The sequence below is a fragment of the Nocardia sp. NPDC050697 genome (genome assembly GCF_040654395.1).
GTDB lineage: Bacteria > Actinomycetota > Actinomycetes > Mycobacteriales > Mycobacteriaceae > Nocardia.
This window is the reverse complement of sequence record NZ_JBFAHY010000007.1, coordinates 34,880-51,764: the sequence shown is the minus strand read 5'-3', so window position 1 is coordinate 51,764 and position 16,885 is coordinate 34,880. Positions and strand designations below refer to the sequence as shown.

The window sequence follows — 16,885 nt, the reverse complement described above, 5'->3', positions numbered from 1 at the left end:
CCTCCCAACAAGGTAGGGATTTGAGATTGAAGCTCATAGGCGCCCCAAGCCTGCTGCTGTCGGACCCTCGGTATAGCGTCGGACGCATGAGGACGACACCCCCGTCGGGCGGATGCTTGGAACGCGAAATCACAGCGCTGGCTAATCGTTTCCTACCGAGTCCCCGGGAGGCTGACCCAACGCGCGTCACGTGTACCCAGTTCGATAGCACGACAGAAGAAGCTGCCATCCGTTGTGATATCAGCCTGCCGGAGTCCACCGGAGTGCCTAGGGTTGCCGAAGAGCTGAGTTTCGCCGGTCACGCGGAAGGGATCGTCTGATGGCACCAAGACCGAAGCGGTACGCTGCAGTGTCGCTGTTCGCTGGCTGTGGCGGCATGGACCTCGGGGCTGAGCAGTCAGGCCGGGTACGCACCGTCTGGGCCATCGACAATGAAAACTGGGCGGTGGAAACGTACCGTCGCAATCTCGGTAGCCATATTGTCAAGGCAGACATTACTCAAACTCTCGTACCCGATGTTCCGTGCGATATCCTTCTCGCTGGCCCGCCCTGCCAGGACTACTCGACCCTTTGGAACCACGACGGACTAATGACTGCGCGCGGCAATCTCTTCAGAGAGGTCGCTCGCTATCTCGACGCCCTGCAGCCAGCCGCGTTTGTCCTCGAAAATGTACCCGGACTACTGTCCGCAAACCGGGGCGTGGCTTGGACCCTCGTTCGACACGCACTGAAGTCACCGAGTAGCTTTGTCGATCGAGGATCCCGTTCTGTGGATCGAGGACGTGGCGTTCACTATGATTTGAGTGCGCAGGTCATAGATATGGCTGACCTAGGCGTTGCCCAGCACCGTGAACGCCTCATCGTGATTGGTGTTCGGCGTGATCTTGGCGTACGGCCGCCGATTGTGCCAGCACCTTTTCAAGGATGCCCGCGCACGGTCGGTGAAACCCTGGACATCCATCCACTGCCAGAAAACGCTCCCAATCACGAAATGGGGATGGATAGCAAAGACGTAGTGGAGCGGCTGAAGCTGATCCCGCCAGGTGCCAACTACGAGGCCATTCCCTCCGGTCATCCTTTGGCAGTGAAAGGATTGATCAGTCACGTCTATCGAAGGCTGGATCCTTCCAAGCCGTCCTACACAATCATCGCCGGTGGAGGTGGAGGAACGCACGGTTACCACCATGCGGAGCCGCGTCGACTATCCAATAGAGAGAAAGCTCGATTGCAGGGTTTTCCGGATGACTTTATATTCGAGTTCGGTAAGGGTCCGCGTGACCGGCGGTCGGCTTATCCTCGAGTTCGCAGGCAAATTGGCAATGCAGTACCACCGCCGGCAGCGAAGGTGATCGTCGAGACGCTCTCCAGCGTGCTCCTCGAAGCTGGGGTTCCTACCCGGACAGGCGCGGAATTGCTAGCGGCGAGGCGAGGGCAGCAGCCGCTGCCACTGGGCGAACTGACCGCGATTCGGCGGAAGGCTGCGAACCAATGACCGACCTCTCTGCCGCCCTGGCAGAAGAACTTCCGGCTGTCGCCGCGCTCCGATCACTGTCTGTCTTCAGTGCTGACCAGGCCGGCGCGTACCGCGAGCACTTTACGCACCTTGCAGCCATCTTGGGTGACGACGTTGAAACCAAACTTAGTCGATACGTGAAGTCGTGGGCCACCGGCCGGGAGCCGGGTGTGGTCATCTTGACCGGCAACGCTGGCACCGGAAAAACTGCAGTTGCTGAAGCATACTGTAAGTCCGCAGGTGGCGAGTTACCCACGCAGGACGAGCTTGTCGAAGTAGTGCCAGGACAGCGCGTTGTGAAAGATCTGTCTGGGCTACCCAATCCAGTGGCCCGAGCAGCGGCATTGCGCGCTGCAACCGAAACACCTGACGCACAGACATTGCTTTGTGCTAACGAGGGCGTACTGCGTGATGCGCTCGAGGATATCGGCGCTACTAAAGTGAGGGACATTCTCGACACGGCCTTGCGAACGGGTGCGGCAACGCGAGACGGCGTCACCATTATCAATGTGAATCGTCAGCGCCCGACCAGTGAAGGTGTTTGGGGCCAGTTGACGGACTATGTTACCCGAGAGGTTCTTTGGGGTGGCTGTAGTCAGTGCCCGTTCGAAGCCGGCGGGTGCCCCATGCGTACGAACGCTGAACAGTTGCGCCGCCAAGATGTGAGAGAGCAACTGCGAACTCTAGTGCGTCTCGCAAGTGGTGAAGCAGTCCCAACTCTACGTGAAGTTCTTGCGATTCTGGCGTGGGCTATTGTCGGGTCACACACCTGCAGGCAGGTCAAGAAAGACAACCGTGACCGCGCGACTGAAGCCTATACGGCTGCCGACGGCTACTACAGCCGCGTGCTTGGCGGAGGGTTATCATCTCACGCGGCCGAGCGATCGCCCTTGTTGACAGGGATGAAGAACTCCGGTCTGGGAACCGTTAGCGACCTTGAAGTCGATGGTTGGCTCCGTGACTCAAGCGGAGCCCCGAGAAACGTGCGTTACATTGCAGGCGACCCGCACGTCACTCGTCCGGAGCAATCTGGAGCGGGCCGCCAGCCAGCCCTTATTGGTTCGGATTCTCCACTGGACCGGATTCGCACAGCTCAGGGAGCTATGACTTTCTATGCGCTCGGTGAAATGGTTAGCACCGACGAGGACCCAACCCGAGTGGAAGACGGTCTCGATGCGCTTGTCCGCGGGGACGGTGTCACAAATGCGCCAGCTGAAAAGCTGTGGCGCCAGCGAGTCTTTTTTGAGAGCTGTGTTGATCTCGGTGGCCCAGATGCAGCGGCTCGACGGCTACTGAATTTCCGCCATATCGCGGAGTTAGTTGCGCTCGCGGCGAAGACTGCGCAAGGCGGTGACACAGTGATCGAACTCAAGGCTATTGTGCGCGGTCTCAACTTTCTTGTGACAGGATTTTCGAGTCCGAACGAAGGACTAATTGTCCCTGACCCGGCGTGTCTGTTCGCACGTGACCCCGGCTCCTTTCGCCCTGCGAGGCCGTCCTTGGTGCACGGTCAAGTTCAGCTGGATGGTCTTCAGCTGCGCGTGCCAGACACGGGTTTAGTTGAAAAGCTTCTCGATGTCGACCATGTGGACGTTCAGTTGGTAGTCGCGGTTGGTAGCGAAGAGCTTACGCTACGTATCGCCCCCAGGATGTATGAGGCAATTCGCGAAGCAGCGGACTTCCGAGGGCCGGTTGGTCAAGGTGTAGCTGAGATGAACGATCTCCGTGGCTTTTATGGACGCCTGGCCAGCCAGCTTGAGGCGGACCAAATTTTGCGCGTAGCCGATCCCGACTCTAACCCGCCCGCGCTAGTAACGGTATCGCTACCGCACCTCACGAGGCGAGGAGCGGGCGAGTGAGCAGGCGGTCGATTCAGCGTCACCGGCTCAGTCCAGGTTCAATTGCGGAGAAGTTATTTGGTCTCGCTCCCGATCGCGACGAGCGCGCACCTCAATTATGTGCTGAAACGCTGCTCACTTTGACGCAAAACAACTATCAGGCGCCGAATGGAGAAGGAGACTTACTCTCGCCTAAACGGCAGCGCTTCGCGATTCGTAGCCTCGCTGTAGGGGAGAATTTCCTTGGCGGAAGAAAGTCGGGGCACGTCGGCCAGACCGGGACCTCGCCCGAGGAGTTCGGTGCACGCCTGGCTTCGGGAGAGGATCTCCGCGGCTCGGCCAACCTGCATCTAGCGCAGCAAGCTCTCCAGGGACTTATTGACCCCGAAACGCAACGCGGTCAAGCGGGAGCATGGCTCTTGAGGCCTTTTCACGAATCTCTTTTATGGTACGACTCCAGGAAACCTAGCCCGCGAAGCAGCGAGTACAGCGTCCGAAAAGTTTACATGCGAGGAAGTGGTATTACACTTGCTCGGCTGCTCTTAGCACCGGCTGGCGCCGAGGATGCAAAACTAGGAGAGGCCGCAGTCTCCCAGATAAGAGTTGCGCTCACTTCATCCAGCCCGCTATCGGAGATAGCGCGGACCTTAGAAGAAGCTCTGCCGCGCAGAGAATCCTGGTCTGACGGCGCAATCGGTCTGGAAGACGACGAACTCGAGGCGTGGAGGCGCGGAACTGATCCGAAGCTGACAAGCCTGGCGAGTAGTCTGTGTCGCCATGCCGAGGGCGTAATGATGCAGAACCACACGAGTGGCCCGGCCAGGCTTTGGCAGCTGCGAGGAATTCTTGGTTTGGATTTGGCTCTATACCTTCTGCGAACTGCATGGGAAGTCACCAGTACACCAAGAGAAGACCGATATCTGTTGCTGAACTTCGGGTCGTCGCCCCGCGCGCAGGACCCAGTGCGCCAAAGGTCTGAAGAGTCGTACCGGCGTGCCCGGATTCGCCTTGCAGACGCAACGCTCAAAACACTCGCTAAACGAATGCGAGAGCTTAAGGTAGATGAAGAGGTAGTCGCGTTTTCGACGGAGTTTAGCGATAAAGCTCTAGCTGAAAGTAGCGAAGAAAGTGTAAGTACGCGCCTCGGCCGCCTAGGCCTCGACGCGAGCGATGATGATTACACGAGTCTCGCCCGTCTTGCGGTCGAAACCGCGAACTACAGTCGCGGTTCAGAAGACGGCTTTCGCGTCCTGCTCGAGTCAGTTGGCATGTTGGTCGGAACGGGCGCATACCGATATCTCACTGCCAGCCCAGAGCTTCTCGCTACATTGGTAGGTGGCCTCTCGGCTCGCATGCCGATGTCCAGCCGTGAGTTCTTTGCAGCGGTCCGAGAAGAATGGGGCCTAGTGATCAATCAGGAATCGGCTACTGCCACAGCGCTCGTTGCCCAACTTGACGGCGCGCGTCTCGCACAGAACGCGCGAGACGCCGAGCGCCTGATGAGCGACGCTGGCCTTGCGATCGGCTTGTCTGATCGCACCACGGTGATCGGTGAGCGCGTCGCGAGGAGCAAGGGATGAGCGTACGACTCGGTTCGGCCCTGGCTGAGCATCTGCGCCGTAATCTTACGGCGGGCGTACAGAGCTATGTTCTAGTCGAGGGTGTGCCCGCCTCCGTGGCTGAAGGCATGAGCGCGGCGTGGGACGATGCTTTGCCTCGACTTGCGGTCGTTTCCGCGACGCCTGCTCTGTTCGGTGCTCATGCAATGGTCGACGTTTCCGGGACGCAACTGCGTAACGAAAGTTCCCACGGAGTAGTGCTTGTATTGTGTGACGGGGAACAGGTAGCAGATCGACAGTCCCTCAACCTCTTCGAGTCAGTGACTCCAAGCGTTCTTCTCAGTACGGCTGAAGGGATGGGTATCCTTTCACAGCAACTTCCGCCAGTTGCTCTCGACGGTCCTGTTCGGGCTGTCCGCGAAGCAATAAACCAAGCCACTGTGGCTGCCAGACCCAGCGCCACAGCGGTTGCTGCCTATCTTGACCAAGTGGCTGCTGGGAAAGATGCACTCGAAGAACTGCCAATCCTGGGTGCCTTTATGGACAGGCTGCCACCAGGAGTTCGGGCAGATTCTGCACGCGTGGCAGACAACTTAGTATTGGCAGCTCGACGAACCAGTGACGAGATGTTGAGGCCGAATGCCTTCGCGGATATTCGTCGTCGAGCTGAAGGCGTGCTTGCGCGTCGCCCAGAGATAGGTTCGGGTGGCGCCTCCGCTGCTGCAGACAAGGTTATGGCTCAGCTTCAGGCAGGTAGCACAGAGTTACTCAGAACCCTCTCGTTTGAAGAAGCGCGAGAAGTGTTCGAGAAGCGTGCGCAAGACCTCGTAGAGGTGGTGCGGCAGGAGATGGACGCTTTCCGCGCCGGCCTCGATGCTGGTAGTCAGGCTGCTGCATTGCCGTGGTCGACCTATGAGCGGCGAGCAGAGGAACTCCGTCGCGGACCGTCGCAGCGCTTCGCTGCGCAGGAGCTGTGCAACCTTGATCTAGCGCAACCGGAGCGGGTGTTCAGCCGACCGACACGCAGTAAACTCGAACATTTATTGCGAGACAAAGCTGTCAGCGGGAGCAATCCGTCGTGTCCGGAGGCTGCGATCCTTCGAGCCACCTTGCAATTGGGCGGTGCAGTTAAGCGCGTACATGTTCTCTTCCCTTCGCCACCTCAATCGGGTTCGGCAGCTTCAAATCGCACTAGCGCAGGAAAGATTCTCACCCTTGCGTGTGCTCGCCTCCGACTCGGCGGACTCATGCGAGCATGGAACTCAGCACGTGTTGAGATTGACGGGTTGCTACTCCGCGCTGCAGACGACGGAGACCTCGGGGATATTCTTGGGGCCTTCGGCGACGCGGCCCTGGCCGCGGGCGCACCGCTGCCGGCGCTGCAATTGCGTCTGTATGGAGCGGACGGGGGTACAGTCCAAGTCGACTGGAAGCCAGATCTGGACGACGCAGCGACACTGCGTGCAGCGGTATTGTTTGCTGAAGCTCCGGGGCTGGGGCTGTCGTTGCGTGGCGAGCCCACGCTGAACCAATTCTGCGGTCCTTCGGACGCAAGTCCAGCGCAGCCTGTCCCGCCTTCCCTGCTCTCGACTGCTCAAGCCCTTCAAAATGTTGCACGCTCATCGCTCGATGATGGCCTGCAGCCATCCGCTCTTTTATCTTGGGTAAGCCATTGGACTGCTGTCTGCCAAGATTGCGAGGCTAGCGGGGACACTGCTTCCGCCGAGCACCTGGCCCTTGCCGGCGCCATCCGTGGCAGTGAAGAGACGGTTGCACTGACAGCCTTCGCCCCGATGAAGGCGGAATGGCTTGCGCAATACCTACAGGCGTTGTGGGATCTTGTCGCCTGTGTGGAAGGCTCAGATGAGCCCTCGGATTCGGGCGATGCTGTGGCTACATCGGCCAGCATTGCGCGCACGACTGCCGCGCATCATCCTGCCTATCTGCAGCTGTCAACTCAGGATCGAGCACTCTTGCCGACAAGCGAGGGGCGCGTCTGGAGTCTGTACGGCGGTCGGTCGAACCGAGATGAGAGCGGTTTTGCCGGTGGAGCCTTGAGTTCGGTGATATTGCAGTTACTCACTCTCCAGCCGGAAGCGGCCGGGCACCTCCGGTGCCTTGCATGGGGCGCTGGTGCTGCCGACCTCTTGGCGGGCGAAGCGGTCAAGTTGATAGGCCAGCAGGTGGGTAAGACCACCATTCGCAAGATCGAAATTTTCTGTATCGGAACAGCCGACAAAGATCGGCCTCGCCCTGAAACGTTGGCACTGGCTGATGATCAGCTACGCAACGAACGCGACGTTCTCGAACTTCGCTACCTTGCTGACCTGCAGACGGCCCGTTCTCTATTGCGTCCAGGCAAGGATGTGCCAGCAGTTCATTTGGCCTTGGTAACTGGACTCACGGATGGCCCGAATGCACTGCAGATCGAATCACGTGAGGTGTCGCCTCCCGCGACGGATCAAGAGGTCCTTTTTGCGCCGCGTGTCTGGCAGCGGCCAAAGCAGGACAAACGTACTTTGCTCATGCCCCCGACGGCATCGCCTGCGGGACAAGTCTGGCTGAGACTTCAAAACGCAATTGAGGATGCGTGGCCTGATTCTGATGTGCCGCTTCAGGTACCCGAGGTCCGCACGACTGCTCTAGATATCGCGGGTAAGCTGCGCGAGATTCACGAGCTGTCGCTGTGGGTGGCCACGCTTGATCGCTATGCAACCCGTGACAGTCTTGAGCATGCGCTGGGAGCCGACAATGTTGCCATTTTGCACCAGGAGCGTCGTCTGGGGGGTGAGAGTCCGCTCTCACTCGTTCTGAGTCAGAAGTCAGGCGGGCCAGCCGATCGGGCAATTGGGCGCAGTCTTCGAGCCGCTGGCATTGTTAAAGAAGTTGACGTCGCACAGTCGATTGGCACACAACTCCGGCAGGTCGCGAGTCAGGGTTATGGGATTCTTGCCCTTCAAGCGGCAACCAGTGGCGCGGGAATCAATGAGCTAGTTGGACATGTGGTGGCATTCAGCCTGCTCGCGACGACGACGACGCCTTGGCCGCTGCCGCCAGGTTGTCGTGTGCTCCTGGTCAGCCTCGATGAGTACCGGCACTGGTTTCCAGGGAAGCGGGCAGATCTTTTGGCCATCGCCTTGGATACTAAGGATCAGGGTGTCCACATAGCGACCATCGAAGTGAAGGCGCGACGCAGTGGCGAGAGTGATGCCGTTGCCGGGGCGTTGGACCAGCTGTATCAAAGCCTCGCAGCTACAAAATGGGCCGCTTATCCGGAAGCTGGCAATGTGCATAGCCGATTGTGGCTCAACCGTATCGCTGAGGCCGCGTACGCCGTTGCGCGAGAATCGCGATTCAAGCTCGATGTTGCAGAGATTGAAGCCCTTGAGTCTTTCCGCCGCGGTACAGGGTCTCTGGAGTGGGCGGGAGTTGGGCTCGTATTTGGTCCCAAGGTTGAAGAGCAGCGCCGCAACTTTCGAAAAGGCATCGCCAACGACATCGTCCCTATAGTTCTTCACAGCATCCCGCTTACCGAAAAGCTTTTGAAGCAAGCCACGTCGACGAGCCTGACAAAGCTGCGGACAGTCGAAGCGGTCCAACCTCCGCTGGAAACTACCCGCAAGCGCCGTCGACCCGAGAACGGCGGGGGCGCGAACCCGCCCGTACTTGACACGGAGACCCCACAGGAGCTTGTCGGCGTGGCTGATCCGGATCGGGAGGCTAGTCCAGGGCAGGATGAGCCATCGACCGATATGCTTGCTAGCAGCGCTGTCGCTGACGTAACCGGCATCGAGTCTGGGGAGGGGACGAGCACCGTAACGCGACCGGCAGAGGAGTATGCGTCGGCTACGGGGCCGACCACCCCCGCCACCCGTGAGACTCCCAATTTTTCCGCTCCACTGCTTGGCTGGGACGCCCAGACTGGCGATGAGGTGAGATGGCACCCGGCGGGAACTGGTCAGACTAAGCTGCAGAATGGCCATGCCGAAATTTGGGGGTCTTCCGGTATGGGCAAGACGCAATTCACGATGAGTCTGCTCGGCCAGCTTTCGAAGTTCAGTGGCGTCAAGTTCGGGATCGCTGACTTCAAGAATGACTACAGTGACGAAATAGGGTTTCCGTCGTTTGCGGACGCCAAATTTGTGGATCTATGGAATGAAGGCGCCCCTTACAATCCCTTGGCGTTGGACGACGACAGCGACCGCGCGATTCAAAGTGCTGTTATCGAACTGAGAGACACAGTCGATGAGGCTGTAAGATCCTTGAGCGCCCGTCTCGGGGTGCGGCAGAAGGCGAAGCTTGAGCAGGCACTGAAAGAGGCGTACGAGATTGGACGCAGCGAGCGTCGGTGGCCGACATTGCGCACCCTCGATGACCGATTGGATGCTGACCTTTCGGGAGTCATCGGCGACTTGACTCACAATGACCTTTTCAGGTCCGGAGAGCCGCTCGGCGACATCGTCGAGTCAAATGTGATTTTTGGGCTTTCGAAGATTCCAGGTAATGGGCAGACCACAGTGCTGGCCGCTGGTTTTATTTTTTCTGCCCTTCTGCTTCGCGTCCAGAGTCTGCCGCCGATATCGAACGCGGTGCGCTATGTCACCGTCGTCGACGAAGCGCATAGAGTCGCTCCATTTCGCGCAATCCAGACCATGATTCGTGAGGGCCGCTCGAAAGGGTTGGCGGTCATATTGGCCACTCAAGGCCCCCTGGACTTGCCGGACGTTGTGGCAGCGAATGCCCAGACCAAAATCTGCTTCGGACTGCCTGATGCCACTGTGGCAACGATGGCAGCGCGGAAGCTGCAGCCCGACAACCCGAGATTGCCGGAGCAAGTTCGAACTCTCGGCAAGGGAGAGGCATTCGTGAGTTTCGCTGGCGAGGCGCCTAGGCTGGTGCGAATGACGCAAGCCTATCGAGATGCGGCTGAGCTGGGCTTGTCTGACCTTAGGCCGGCGTAATGACTCATGTCTAGAAAGGCGGGTAGGCCCGAGTCGGCGAGGCGCACGGCTCGGGCTGGCGTCTCGTGGGCGAGCAGCCCATCTGTACGTCGCCGTATGCAGCAGCAGAAGACGCGGGACACCGGTCCCGAACTGGCGGTCCGAAGGCTTCTCCACCGGGCGGGGTTGCGCTACCGCATCGACGTTGCTCCACTCCGTAGTTTGCGGCGACGGGCCGATATTGTCTTCGGGCCTTCTAGGGTAGCTGTTTTTATCGACGGCTGTTTCTGGCACGGCTGTCCCGAGCACGGCGTGCGTAGAGCCAGTGCCAACTCTGACTATTGGGCCGAAAAGATAGCGCGCAACAGAGCGCGGGACCAGGACACAGACAATCACCTACAGGCCGAAGGATGGCTTCCCATTCGGTTCTGGGAACACGAGCCTCCTGATGCGGTCGCTTCACTGATTACTGACTACGTGCGGCAGCGACGACCGCGCTCGCCAAGCTGAGGTCGCCACTTGCGTTGTTCACACCTATTGAGGATTGTAGAGCCGAAGCGGTCGGCGTAGCCTCCGCCACCACGGTCGTGACGTACGGTCGGAGCCGGGTTCAGGGACGGCCGAGTCCGACGCCGAGCGTCCAGGTAGAAGCCTGCAGTTCATGTGGGATAGGGATGTTGTAGGTCCTTGAAAGGCGGTGCACTATTAAGCCGATTTCTTCGCGCATGGTTTCCAGGTGCACATTTGCGTGCACCTGGCCTCTGCGCGGCTGCCCGTCCTCCTCGACAGTCACATCTTTCATAAACCTCATCGCCGCATTTCGGATAGCGCTCAGAGCTTTCCGCAGTCGATTGTCTTCGGAGATTTCGCTGAGGGCGCGGGTAATCTCTAATCGTAGGTCTTGTAGCGACGTGATCACGTGTGACCAGGTCTCTAAGTCGACCGAGAAGTGCAGTGAGCGTTTGTTGGCAAGGATATCGAAGACCTGAGCCACTACTTTCGCGTTGTGCTGGAGTCGCATGAGTTCGGGAAGTAGGGGAAGATGCGGGCTGCTGAGGAGTTGTCGAACTTTCGCAGTGTGTTCCTCTCGCCATCGGGTCAAGACTGCCTCTGGGTACGCGGGACCGCCGTTGTTGTCGACAAGATCGTGGCACGCGCCGCATAAAAAAATTGCGTTGGTAGGAGCGGATCGTTGTTCATCGGTCATGCCAGGGTGGTATCGGGCGCTCCCGGATTCTCTGCCTTGGATATGTGCGAACTTTCCGATGTTGCTCTTGAGTAGCGCATCCCCGGTCTTGACTTCCGGGCCTACGAGTAGCCGATTGCAATCGGGGTTGGTGCACATATAGCCTGCGCATGCTGCTACCAGAGCTTTGGTTGGGGCGGAGAATCTACCGTTTGCCATTGAACCCCCGTTTGTCGGATTTCATTATCCTTTGGGAAATGTTGCCCGCCCGCCGAAAATCCGAATCTCCATGGCAGCAGACTAGGCTTCCGGGCTGCTGCACGAAAAGCGATATGGAGTAGGCAGACTGTTAAGCTTTAAGGATGATGTCGTTCTCGTATTCGGTCCAGTTTAACCGCCCGAGCTGGTCCTGGTGTAACCAACAGTCGCAGGTGCCTCCTATTTGGGATCGCGCCACTACGCCTGGTCGAAGCCACCGCTTGCGAGCTTGGCCGTGAACGCGACCCAGGCGCTAGTGGGGAACGTAAGGTGCCCCTGGGCGATGTCCTTGGAGTCTCGTACACCGACCTGAGTGCCTGCGAAGGCAACCTCGACGCAATCCCTGTCGCCACTTCTGGAAGACTTGAACCAACCAGCACCAGCGAACTCAGCGTTCATCGCACATACCTCCTTGCCACCTGCCGGAGCAGGTCACGTGTCTGCTGCGGATTCAACGCTACGCGGGACAGGGTTTGGTGCACCATCCGGTATCGCTCGACGGTTTCGGATTGCTCCAGATACAGGCTGCCGGTGAAGCTCTCGACGTGCACGACTGAGGGTTCGTACGTGCCCTTTGCGTCCTGTGCGAAATCGAGAATGATGTAGGGACCGGCGACTTCTCCCAGTGGCGGTGACGAGGTGAACGGCACCACCCTAATCTCTACGTTGTCCCGTGTGCTGAGGTCGGCGAGGTGCTTCAGCTGCTGGGACATGATTGCGGGACTACCGATGATGCGGTGTAGTGCGTGCTCATCCAACAGTGCGGTCACGCGCATCGGCCGCCAGGTCCGCGTGACGAGCTTCTGCCGGTGCAACCGCATTTGTACTCGTCGCGAGATATCCGAGGACGCGTTGTCCGGGTAGACCGTGCGGATCATGACCTCGGCGTACGACGGCGTCTGTAGCAGACCGGGAACGATGATGCCGAAGGACGTCGACTCGGTGGCCGCTGCCTCCAGACCGATGTAGACATCGAAGCCCTCGGGGATGAGATCGCCGTACTCGTGCCACCAGCTCCGGTCATTGCCTTGCCGAGCCAATCCCATCAGCGCATCGGTCATCGTCTGATCGGCGTGCAGCACGCGGCACAGCGCCTCGATGTCGAGCAGTCGGATGCGGTGCGGCGTCCCGGTCTCAAGCCGCTGCACCGTCCCCGCACCGCGTTCGATCAGCCGAGCAACCTCCGCGATCGTCAGCCCGGACTCCTGCCGTAGCTCGCGCAGATGCCGCCCCAACTGCCTGCGCGGCACTGTCGACCCCGCGTGAGCATCAGGCCGCCCCACACTTTTGGATTCCCCGTTTTGAACACTGGGGCCCCTATTTTTGGATGCCACAGATCTCCCCTTTGGATGAAGGAAAACTCCTCACACACAACGGTTTACATCATATCCGGAGATCGCTCCGGTGGATCGACCCGATTGCCCCGGATCATCCGGATCCCCTCGGAACGCGCCTGCTGATGCGGTCTTCTATCCCCGGCGCCCGGCCCGGGAGGAACGTCAGGGGGTTCCTCCCGCACACCGGACCCACCGCCCCGGTCCGGGGCCGGGCGCCCTCGCATCCGAGGGCCAGCAACCGAGGGGGAAACCGAATGCATGTCGCTACGCCACCGTGGGAAACGACGCTTGAGGAGCTCTGCGACTACTACCGCGAGGTGTGCGGCATCCCGGCCTTCGTCATCCCCGACGGGGTGAACGCCATCCGGGCCGGCGGCGGCGACTTCTGCGTGGTCACCACTCCACCACACCTCGGCGCCGCTGTGCGATCACGCATGGACGACGTACCAGGACGATGCGGCCCGGTCTCGTCGTCCACGCTCAGCGGCCGCTGGATGTTCCTCGCCCGAGTCGGCCCCCTCGACACCTACGCCGACCTCGAACTCGCCGCGTTGAACGTCGGAATCACCGATGCCGCGACCTTCCCCCTGCCCACACCCAGCACCAAGCAGCGCACATGGGTCGTTCCACCCACCGACACCTACCTCCCCACCAGGGACTGGATCGTCGACGCAATCCGCTGGTGCCACCCCCGAACCCACCGCTGAACGAACCACCGCCCTCCCCCTGCCCGCAAGACCCCTTCGCCCGATTGCCACCCCACCCCACGGAAAGCGCTCCGATAACCCAGTCCACGGAGGCGACCCCAATGCCCCCTCACCGCACCACCGACGACCAAGCTCACACCGGCCGCAACGGCTCAGCCCCGACCTCCCCACACCCCGACGAACCCGACATCTGGCTAACCCTCACCCTCGGCGGACTCGAATTCCACTTCGTCGCCTGCCTCACCGCCGCCCTCATCTTCGTCTGCGACCTGCAACGCCACCGCCTCGCGGAACACGTCCACATCGCCGCGTACGGTGCACACGAGACACCGCGGCTCCCCAACGAGTGCCTGTTCCTCGAGCCGTAGCCCCCGCATTGCAGGTAGCAGGTATTCCGAATGGGGGAGAGCCGCCACCGGAATCCCCTGTCAGCGGTGGCGACGCCGGACCCCGGATCGGCGAAAGTTCACAGCATGACGACAATGCTCTCCACCTCGTGCGACACCGCCTTCGAGGAACTGTCGTGGCGAGCCGACGGACTGTGCGCGCAGACCGACCCCGACGCCTTCTTCCCGAGCCAGGGCGAATCGGCGCGCGACGCCAAACGTATCTGTGCCGGGTGCGGGGTGCGTCAGCGCTGCCTGGAGTACGCCATCGCCAAGGACGAGCGGTTCGGCATCTGGGGAGGCCTCAACGGGCGGGAGCGCAGGCGGATCAGCGGTCGCGGTAGGTCTCCAGGAGGCGCAGCCAAATCTCGCTGATGGTCGGAAACGCAGGGACGGCGTGCCAGAGGCGGTCGATCGGGACCCGGCCGGTGATGGCGATGGTCGCGGAGTGCAGCAGTTCAGCGACGCCGGGGCCGGCAAAGGTGACGCCGACGATCGTCCGCTGGTGCGGGTCGATCAGGAGCCGCGCCAGGCCGCGGTAGCCGGGGAGGTACTGCTGGGCGCCGATGACGCGGCTCAGGTCGTAGTCCACGACATCCACCGGGCGGCCAAGCCGTGCGGCGTCTGCGACGGTCAGGCCGACCGAGGCGATTTCGGGGTCGGTGAAGATGACCTGCGGTACCGCTACCGCATCGGCTGTGCCGACGTGGCTACCCCACGAAGCAGTGTCGACAACCCTGCCGAGAGCCCGATCGGCGATGACGGTTCCAGCGATCCGGGCCTGGTATTTGCCCTGGTGGGTGAGGAGCGCGCGGTGGTTCACGTCGCCGACCGCGTACAGCCAATCCGTGCCGGGGACGGCATAGGTGTCGTCGGTATCGAGCCACTGGCCGGGGCGCAGGCCGATGATTTCCAGACCGAGATCATCGGTGCGGGGTGCGCGGCCGGTGGCGAGGAGGAGCTCGTCGGCGACGAGCTGGGTGCCGTCGGTGAGGGTCAGAAGAACGGCGTCGGTGCGTTCGGCGTGATCGATTCCGCTGGTGAAGTGGAGGTCGGCGCCTGCGGCGCGCAGCCGTTCGGCCACCAGCTCGGTGGCGAAGGGTTCGACGCGGGGGAGTAGCCGGTCCTCGCGGACGATCACGGTGACCTGCGCGCCGAGCGCCTGCTATGCGGTCGCCATCTCGACGGCGACCACGCCGCCGCCGAGTATCGCGAGCCGGGCGGGGACGGTGCGGGCGCTGGTTGCCTCGCGGCTGGTCCAGGGGCGGACCGCTTCCAGGCCGGGCAACAGCGCCGCGCGGGTTCCGGTGCAGATGGCGACGGCGTGCCGGGCGGTGAGCGTGCGCGGGCCGACGGTGACCTGGCGTGGGCCGCTGATCCGGGCGTGGCCGCGGATCAGGTCGATACCGGCCGCTTCCAGCCAGGCGACTTGCGAGCTGTCGTCCCAGTCGGAGGCCATGCGGTCGCGGTGCGCCAGGACGGCGGCGGTGTCGAGCGGGCCCACGGTGAGGCCGGGGAAGCGGGCGGCCTCGCTGCGCAGGAGGGCGGGGCGGAGCAGGGCCTTGCTGGGGTCGCAGGCCCAGTAGGAGCATTCGCCGCCTGCCAGTTCGGCTTCGATGATGGCGGTGCGTAATCCGGCGGCGGCGGTGCGGTCGGCGACGTTCTCGCCGACCGGGCCTGCGCCGAGCACGATGACGTCATAGTCCACTGTGGGTCTCCGTCTTCGTCAGCGGCCGGGGTGGCGCTGGGTGACTTCCTGTAGGAACCAGGCGTTGCCGTCCGGGTCCTCGAAGGCGGCGAACGAGCCGTAGCTGGCTCGCGCCGGGTGAACGCCGTCAACGCGGTGCGCGGCTCCGGCGTGGTGGAAGGGGCCGGTGTCGTCGTGGAACGGGCCGTCCACGGTGACGCCGCGTTCGCGAAGAAAAACAACGGCTTCCGAGATATCGGTGACCACCAGGTGCAGGCCGCGCACCGAGCCGGGGGCGGCGTCGGTGACGCCGGTGCCGAAGAGGATTGAGCAGCCCGAGCCGGGCGGGGTCAGGTGCACGACGCGATAGCCCTCGGCGGCGTGGTCGACATCGAGGCGGAAGCCGAGGCGGTCGGCGTAGAACTGTTTCGCGCGGTCGACGTCGGTGACGGGCAGGACGACGACCTCCAGTGCGAACTGCATGGTCAGCCTTTCTCGGAGCGGGCGGCCTCGGCGATGACGTCGGCGACCACGTCGGGGTGCGAGACCGCCACGGAGTGCGAGGCGGCGACCTCGACGGCGTGCGCGCCGGCCCGGCGGGCCATGAAGCGCTGGGCCTCGGCGGGGATATTGCGGTCTTCGGTGGTGATCAACCCCAGCTGGGGATGGTGTGCCAGGCGGCGGGGTGGGCTCGGTCAGTGCGGACTGCGCACGAGGTCATCCAGCGCCTCACCCGCGACCGGTACCGCATCATCGCCGCGGCCAACCCGCTCCGCGGCGTGGCCTCCGACGCGGCCGCGCTCAACTGGGGCCGGTGTGCGCGACCGGGGTGGTCGCGGCTATTGACGGTAGGGAGTCGGATGGGTGGTTCACCCCCGTCGAATGACCCAATCGATGACTGTCCGGCGATTCCTATTGGCCGTCGAACCAGCGGTTACTCCGCGACCATTACGCCAGGGTTGGGATCGAAGCGGAATACCGTATCCGGCGTGAGGAATTCCCGGCTCCCGAAATCCAGGCTCGGATTCTGGCCGGTCCACAGCTCGGCCTGGATCGGCTGCCCGTTGAACAGGAACAGGCTCATGTACGGGCTGGCCATGTCGGGATTGTCGTCGTTGTACTGCGGTCGCCCGGTGAAGCACGCCAGTTCCAGGTTCGAGCCGGACATCTGCTTCAGGTCCGCGTCGGTCATACCGGCGCCGAAATAGATCGCTCGATCCCAGTCACCGGACCACCCGGCGCGGTTCACCATCTCGGCCATGGTCACGGATTCCAGCTGCTGATCCACGGCGTCGTTGAAGGCCGATACCAGCTCTTTGGGCGGGCCGAGCGGTGCCGCCGACCGATCTTTCAGATCGAATGTCTGCCCGGAGCAGGCGGGGCCGGTGGGCTCATCACCGCTCAGCTGACATCCCGCGCAGGTCACGATCGCGGCGAGGGTTACCGCTGCGAGCCGGGCAATGGAAAGTCGCAT

At 61.7% G+C, this 16,885-nt stretch carries 14 protein-coding genes and 1 pseudogene; 8 read left to right on the top strand and 7 right to left on the bottom strand.

The window, feature by feature from the left end; translation table 11 throughout:
* Positions 1–349: 349 nt before the first annotated feature.
* Genes AB0H71_RS23530 through AB0H71_RS23510 form a run of 5 tightly spaced genes read left to right on the top strand, consistent with a single transcriptional unit; the run spans position 350 to position 10,360 of the window.
* Positions 350–1,492, top strand: coding sequence for a DNA cytosine methyltransferase (locus AB0H71_RS23530; protein WP_357024698.1), 1,143 nt, complete (start codon positions 350–352; stop codon positions 1,490–1,492).
* Complete coding sequence (locus tag AB0H71_RS23525) at positions 1,489–3,372, top strand: ATP-binding protein (RefSeq protein ID WP_357024695.1); 1,884 nt, start codon at positions 1,489–1,491, stop codon at positions 3,370–3,372. The genes AB0H71_RS23530 and AB0H71_RS23525 overlap by 4 nt, the downstream gene beginning before the upstream one ends.
* A complete protein-coding gene (locus AB0H71_RS23520; RefSeq protein WP_357024692.1) occupies positions 3,369–4,931 on the top strand; it encodes a hypothetical protein in 1,563 nt (520 codons plus the stop codon). The genes AB0H71_RS23525 and AB0H71_RS23520 overlap by 4 nt, the downstream gene beginning before the upstream one ends.
* The gene (locus AB0H71_RS23515; RefSeq protein ID WP_357024690.1) at positions 4,928–9,871 is read left to right on the top strand and encodes a type IV secretion system protein VirB4; all 4,944 of its coding nucleotides are present in this window, start codon (positions 4,928–4,930) and stop codon (positions 9,869–9,871) included. Before AB0H71_RS23520 ends, AB0H71_RS23515 begins: the two co-directional genes overlap by 4 nt.
* A gap of 6 nt (positions 9,872–9,877) precedes the next feature.
* On the top strand, positions 9,878–10,360 hold the full coding sequence (locus AB0H71_RS23510; RefSeq protein WP_357024688.1) for a very short patch repair endonuclease: 483 nt from the start codon (positions 9,878–9,880) through the stop codon (positions 10,358–10,360).
* A 100-nt stretch (positions 10,361–10,460) separates the two neighbouring features.
* Here AB0H71_RS23510 and AB0H71_RS23505 read toward each other — a convergent pair whose 3' ends face one another.
* The 3 genes from AB0H71_RS23505 to AB0H71_RS23495 all read right to left on the bottom strand — a co-directional run bounded on the left by AB0H71_RS23505 (position 10,461) and on the right by AB0H71_RS23495 (position 12,544).
* Positions 10,461–11,057 (bottom strand): hypothetical protein, encoded by a 597-nt coding sequence (locus AB0H71_RS23505; RefSeq protein WP_357024685.1) that lies wholly within the window; start codon positions 11,055–11,057, stop codon positions 10,461–10,463.
* 435 nt (positions 11,058–11,492) lie between these two features.
* Complete coding sequence (locus tag AB0H71_RS23500) at positions 11,493–11,693, bottom strand: DUF397 domain-containing protein (RefSeq protein WP_357024682.1); 201 nt, start codon at positions 11,691–11,693, stop codon at positions 11,493–11,495.
* Positions 11,690–12,544 carry a helix-turn-helix transcriptional regulator gene (locus tag AB0H71_RS23495; RefSeq protein WP_357024680.1) on the bottom strand — a complete coding sequence of 285 codons (855 nt, stop codon included), beginning with the start codon at positions 12,542–12,544 and terminating at the stop codon, positions 11,690–11,692. Before AB0H71_RS23495 ends, AB0H71_RS23500 begins: the two co-directional genes overlap by 4 nt.
* 341 nt (positions 12,545–12,885) lie before the next feature.
* On the opposite strand from AB0H71_RS23495, the gene AB0H71_RS23490 reads away from it, so the two are divergent.
* The 3 genes from AB0H71_RS23490 (at position 12,886) to AB0H71_RS23480 (ending at position 14,099) form a co-directional block, all read left to right on the top strand.
* A complete protein-coding gene (locus AB0H71_RS23490) occupies positions 12,886–13,338 on the top strand; it encodes a hypothetical protein (RefSeq protein WP_357024678.1) in 453 nt (150 codons plus the stop codon).
* Positions 13,339–13,439: 101 nt separating this feature from the next.
* Entirely contained in the window at positions 13,440–13,706 is a 267-nt protein-coding gene (locus AB0H71_RS23485; RefSeq protein ID WP_357024675.1) for a hypothetical protein, read from the top strand.
* Positions 13,707–13,736: 30 nt separating this feature from the next.
* Entirely contained in the window at positions 13,737–14,099 is a 363-nt protein-coding gene (locus AB0H71_RS23480) for a WhiB family transcriptional regulator (protein WP_357024672.1), read from the top strand.
* On the opposite strand, the pseudogene AB0H71_RS23475 reads toward AB0H71_RS23480, so the two are convergent.
* From AB0H71_RS23475 to AB0H71_RS23460, 4 genes and pseudogenes are all read right to left on the bottom strand, one after another.
* A pseudogene (locus tag AB0H71_RS23475) lies at positions 14,053–15,479 on the bottom strand (NAD(P)/FAD-dependent oxidoreductase); the annotation flags it as partial. The gene AB0H71_RS23480 and the pseudogene AB0H71_RS23475 overlap by 47 nt on opposite strands.
* Positions 15,451–15,894, bottom strand: coding sequence for a VOC family protein (locus tag AB0H71_RS23470; RefSeq protein ID WP_357024669.1), 444 nt, complete (start codon positions 15,892–15,894; stop codon positions 15,451–15,453). The pseudogene AB0H71_RS23475 and the gene AB0H71_RS23470, both read right to left, overlap by 29 nt.
* Before the next feature lie 2 nt (positions 15,895–15,896).
* The gene (locus AB0H71_RS23465; protein WP_357024667.1) at positions 15,897–16,064 is read right to left on the bottom strand and encodes a hypothetical protein; all 168 of its coding nucleotides are present in this window, start codon (positions 16,062–16,064) and stop codon (positions 15,897–15,899) included.
* A gap of 281 nt (positions 16,065–16,345) precedes the next feature.
* Positions 16,346–16,885: a hypothetical protein gene (locus AB0H71_RS23460; RefSeq protein ID WP_357024664.1), complete on the bottom strand. Its 540-nt coding sequence runs from the start codon at positions 16,883–16,885 to the stop codon at positions 16,346–16,348.

What these genes read in the sequence shown, in the direction of transcription:
- AB0H71_RS23510 (WP_357024688.1), top strand. Translation starts at nt 9,878, where the DNA reads ATGTCTAGAAAGGCGGGTAGGCCCGAGTCGGCGAGGCGCACGGCTCGG.
- AB0H71_RS23470 (WP_357024669.1), bottom strand. Translation starts at nt 15,894, where the DNA reads ATGCAGTTCGCACTGGAGGTCGTCGTCCTGCCCGTCACCGACGTCGAC.
- AB0H71_RS23485 (WP_357024675.1), top strand. Translation starts at nt 13,440, where the DNA reads ATGCCCCCTCACCGCACCACCGACGACCAAGCTCACACCGGCCGCAAC.
- AB0H71_RS23490 (WP_357024678.1), top strand. Translation starts at nt 12,886, where the DNA reads ATGCATGTCGCTACGCCACCGTGGGAAACGACGCTTGAGGAGCTCTGC.
- AB0H71_RS23505 (WP_357024685.1), bottom strand. Translation starts at nt 11,057, where the DNA reads ATGACCGATGAACAACGATCCGCTCCTACCAACGCAATTTTTTTATGC.
- AB0H71_RS23515 (WP_357024690.1), top strand. Translation starts at nt 4,928, where the DNA reads ATGAGCGTACGACTCGGTTCGGCCCTGGCTGAGCATCTGCGCCGTAAT.
- AB0H71_RS23525 (WP_357024695.1), top strand. Translation starts at nt 1,489, where the DNA reads ATGACCGACCTCTCTGCCGCCCTGGCAGAAGAACTTCCGGCTGTCGCC.
- AB0H71_RS23460 (WP_357024664.1), bottom strand. Translation starts at nt 16,885, where the DNA reads ATGCGACTTTCCATTGCCCGGCTCGCAGCGGTAACCCTCGCCGCGATC.
- AB0H71_RS23480 (WP_357024672.1), top strand. Translation starts at nt 13,737, where the DNA reads ATGGGGGAGAGCCGCCACCGGAATCCCCTGTCAGCGGTGGCGACGCCG.
- AB0H71_RS23500 (WP_357024682.1), bottom strand. Translation starts at nt 11,693, where the DNA reads ATGAACGCTGAGTTCGCTGGTGCTGGTTGGTTCAAGTCTTCCAGAAGT.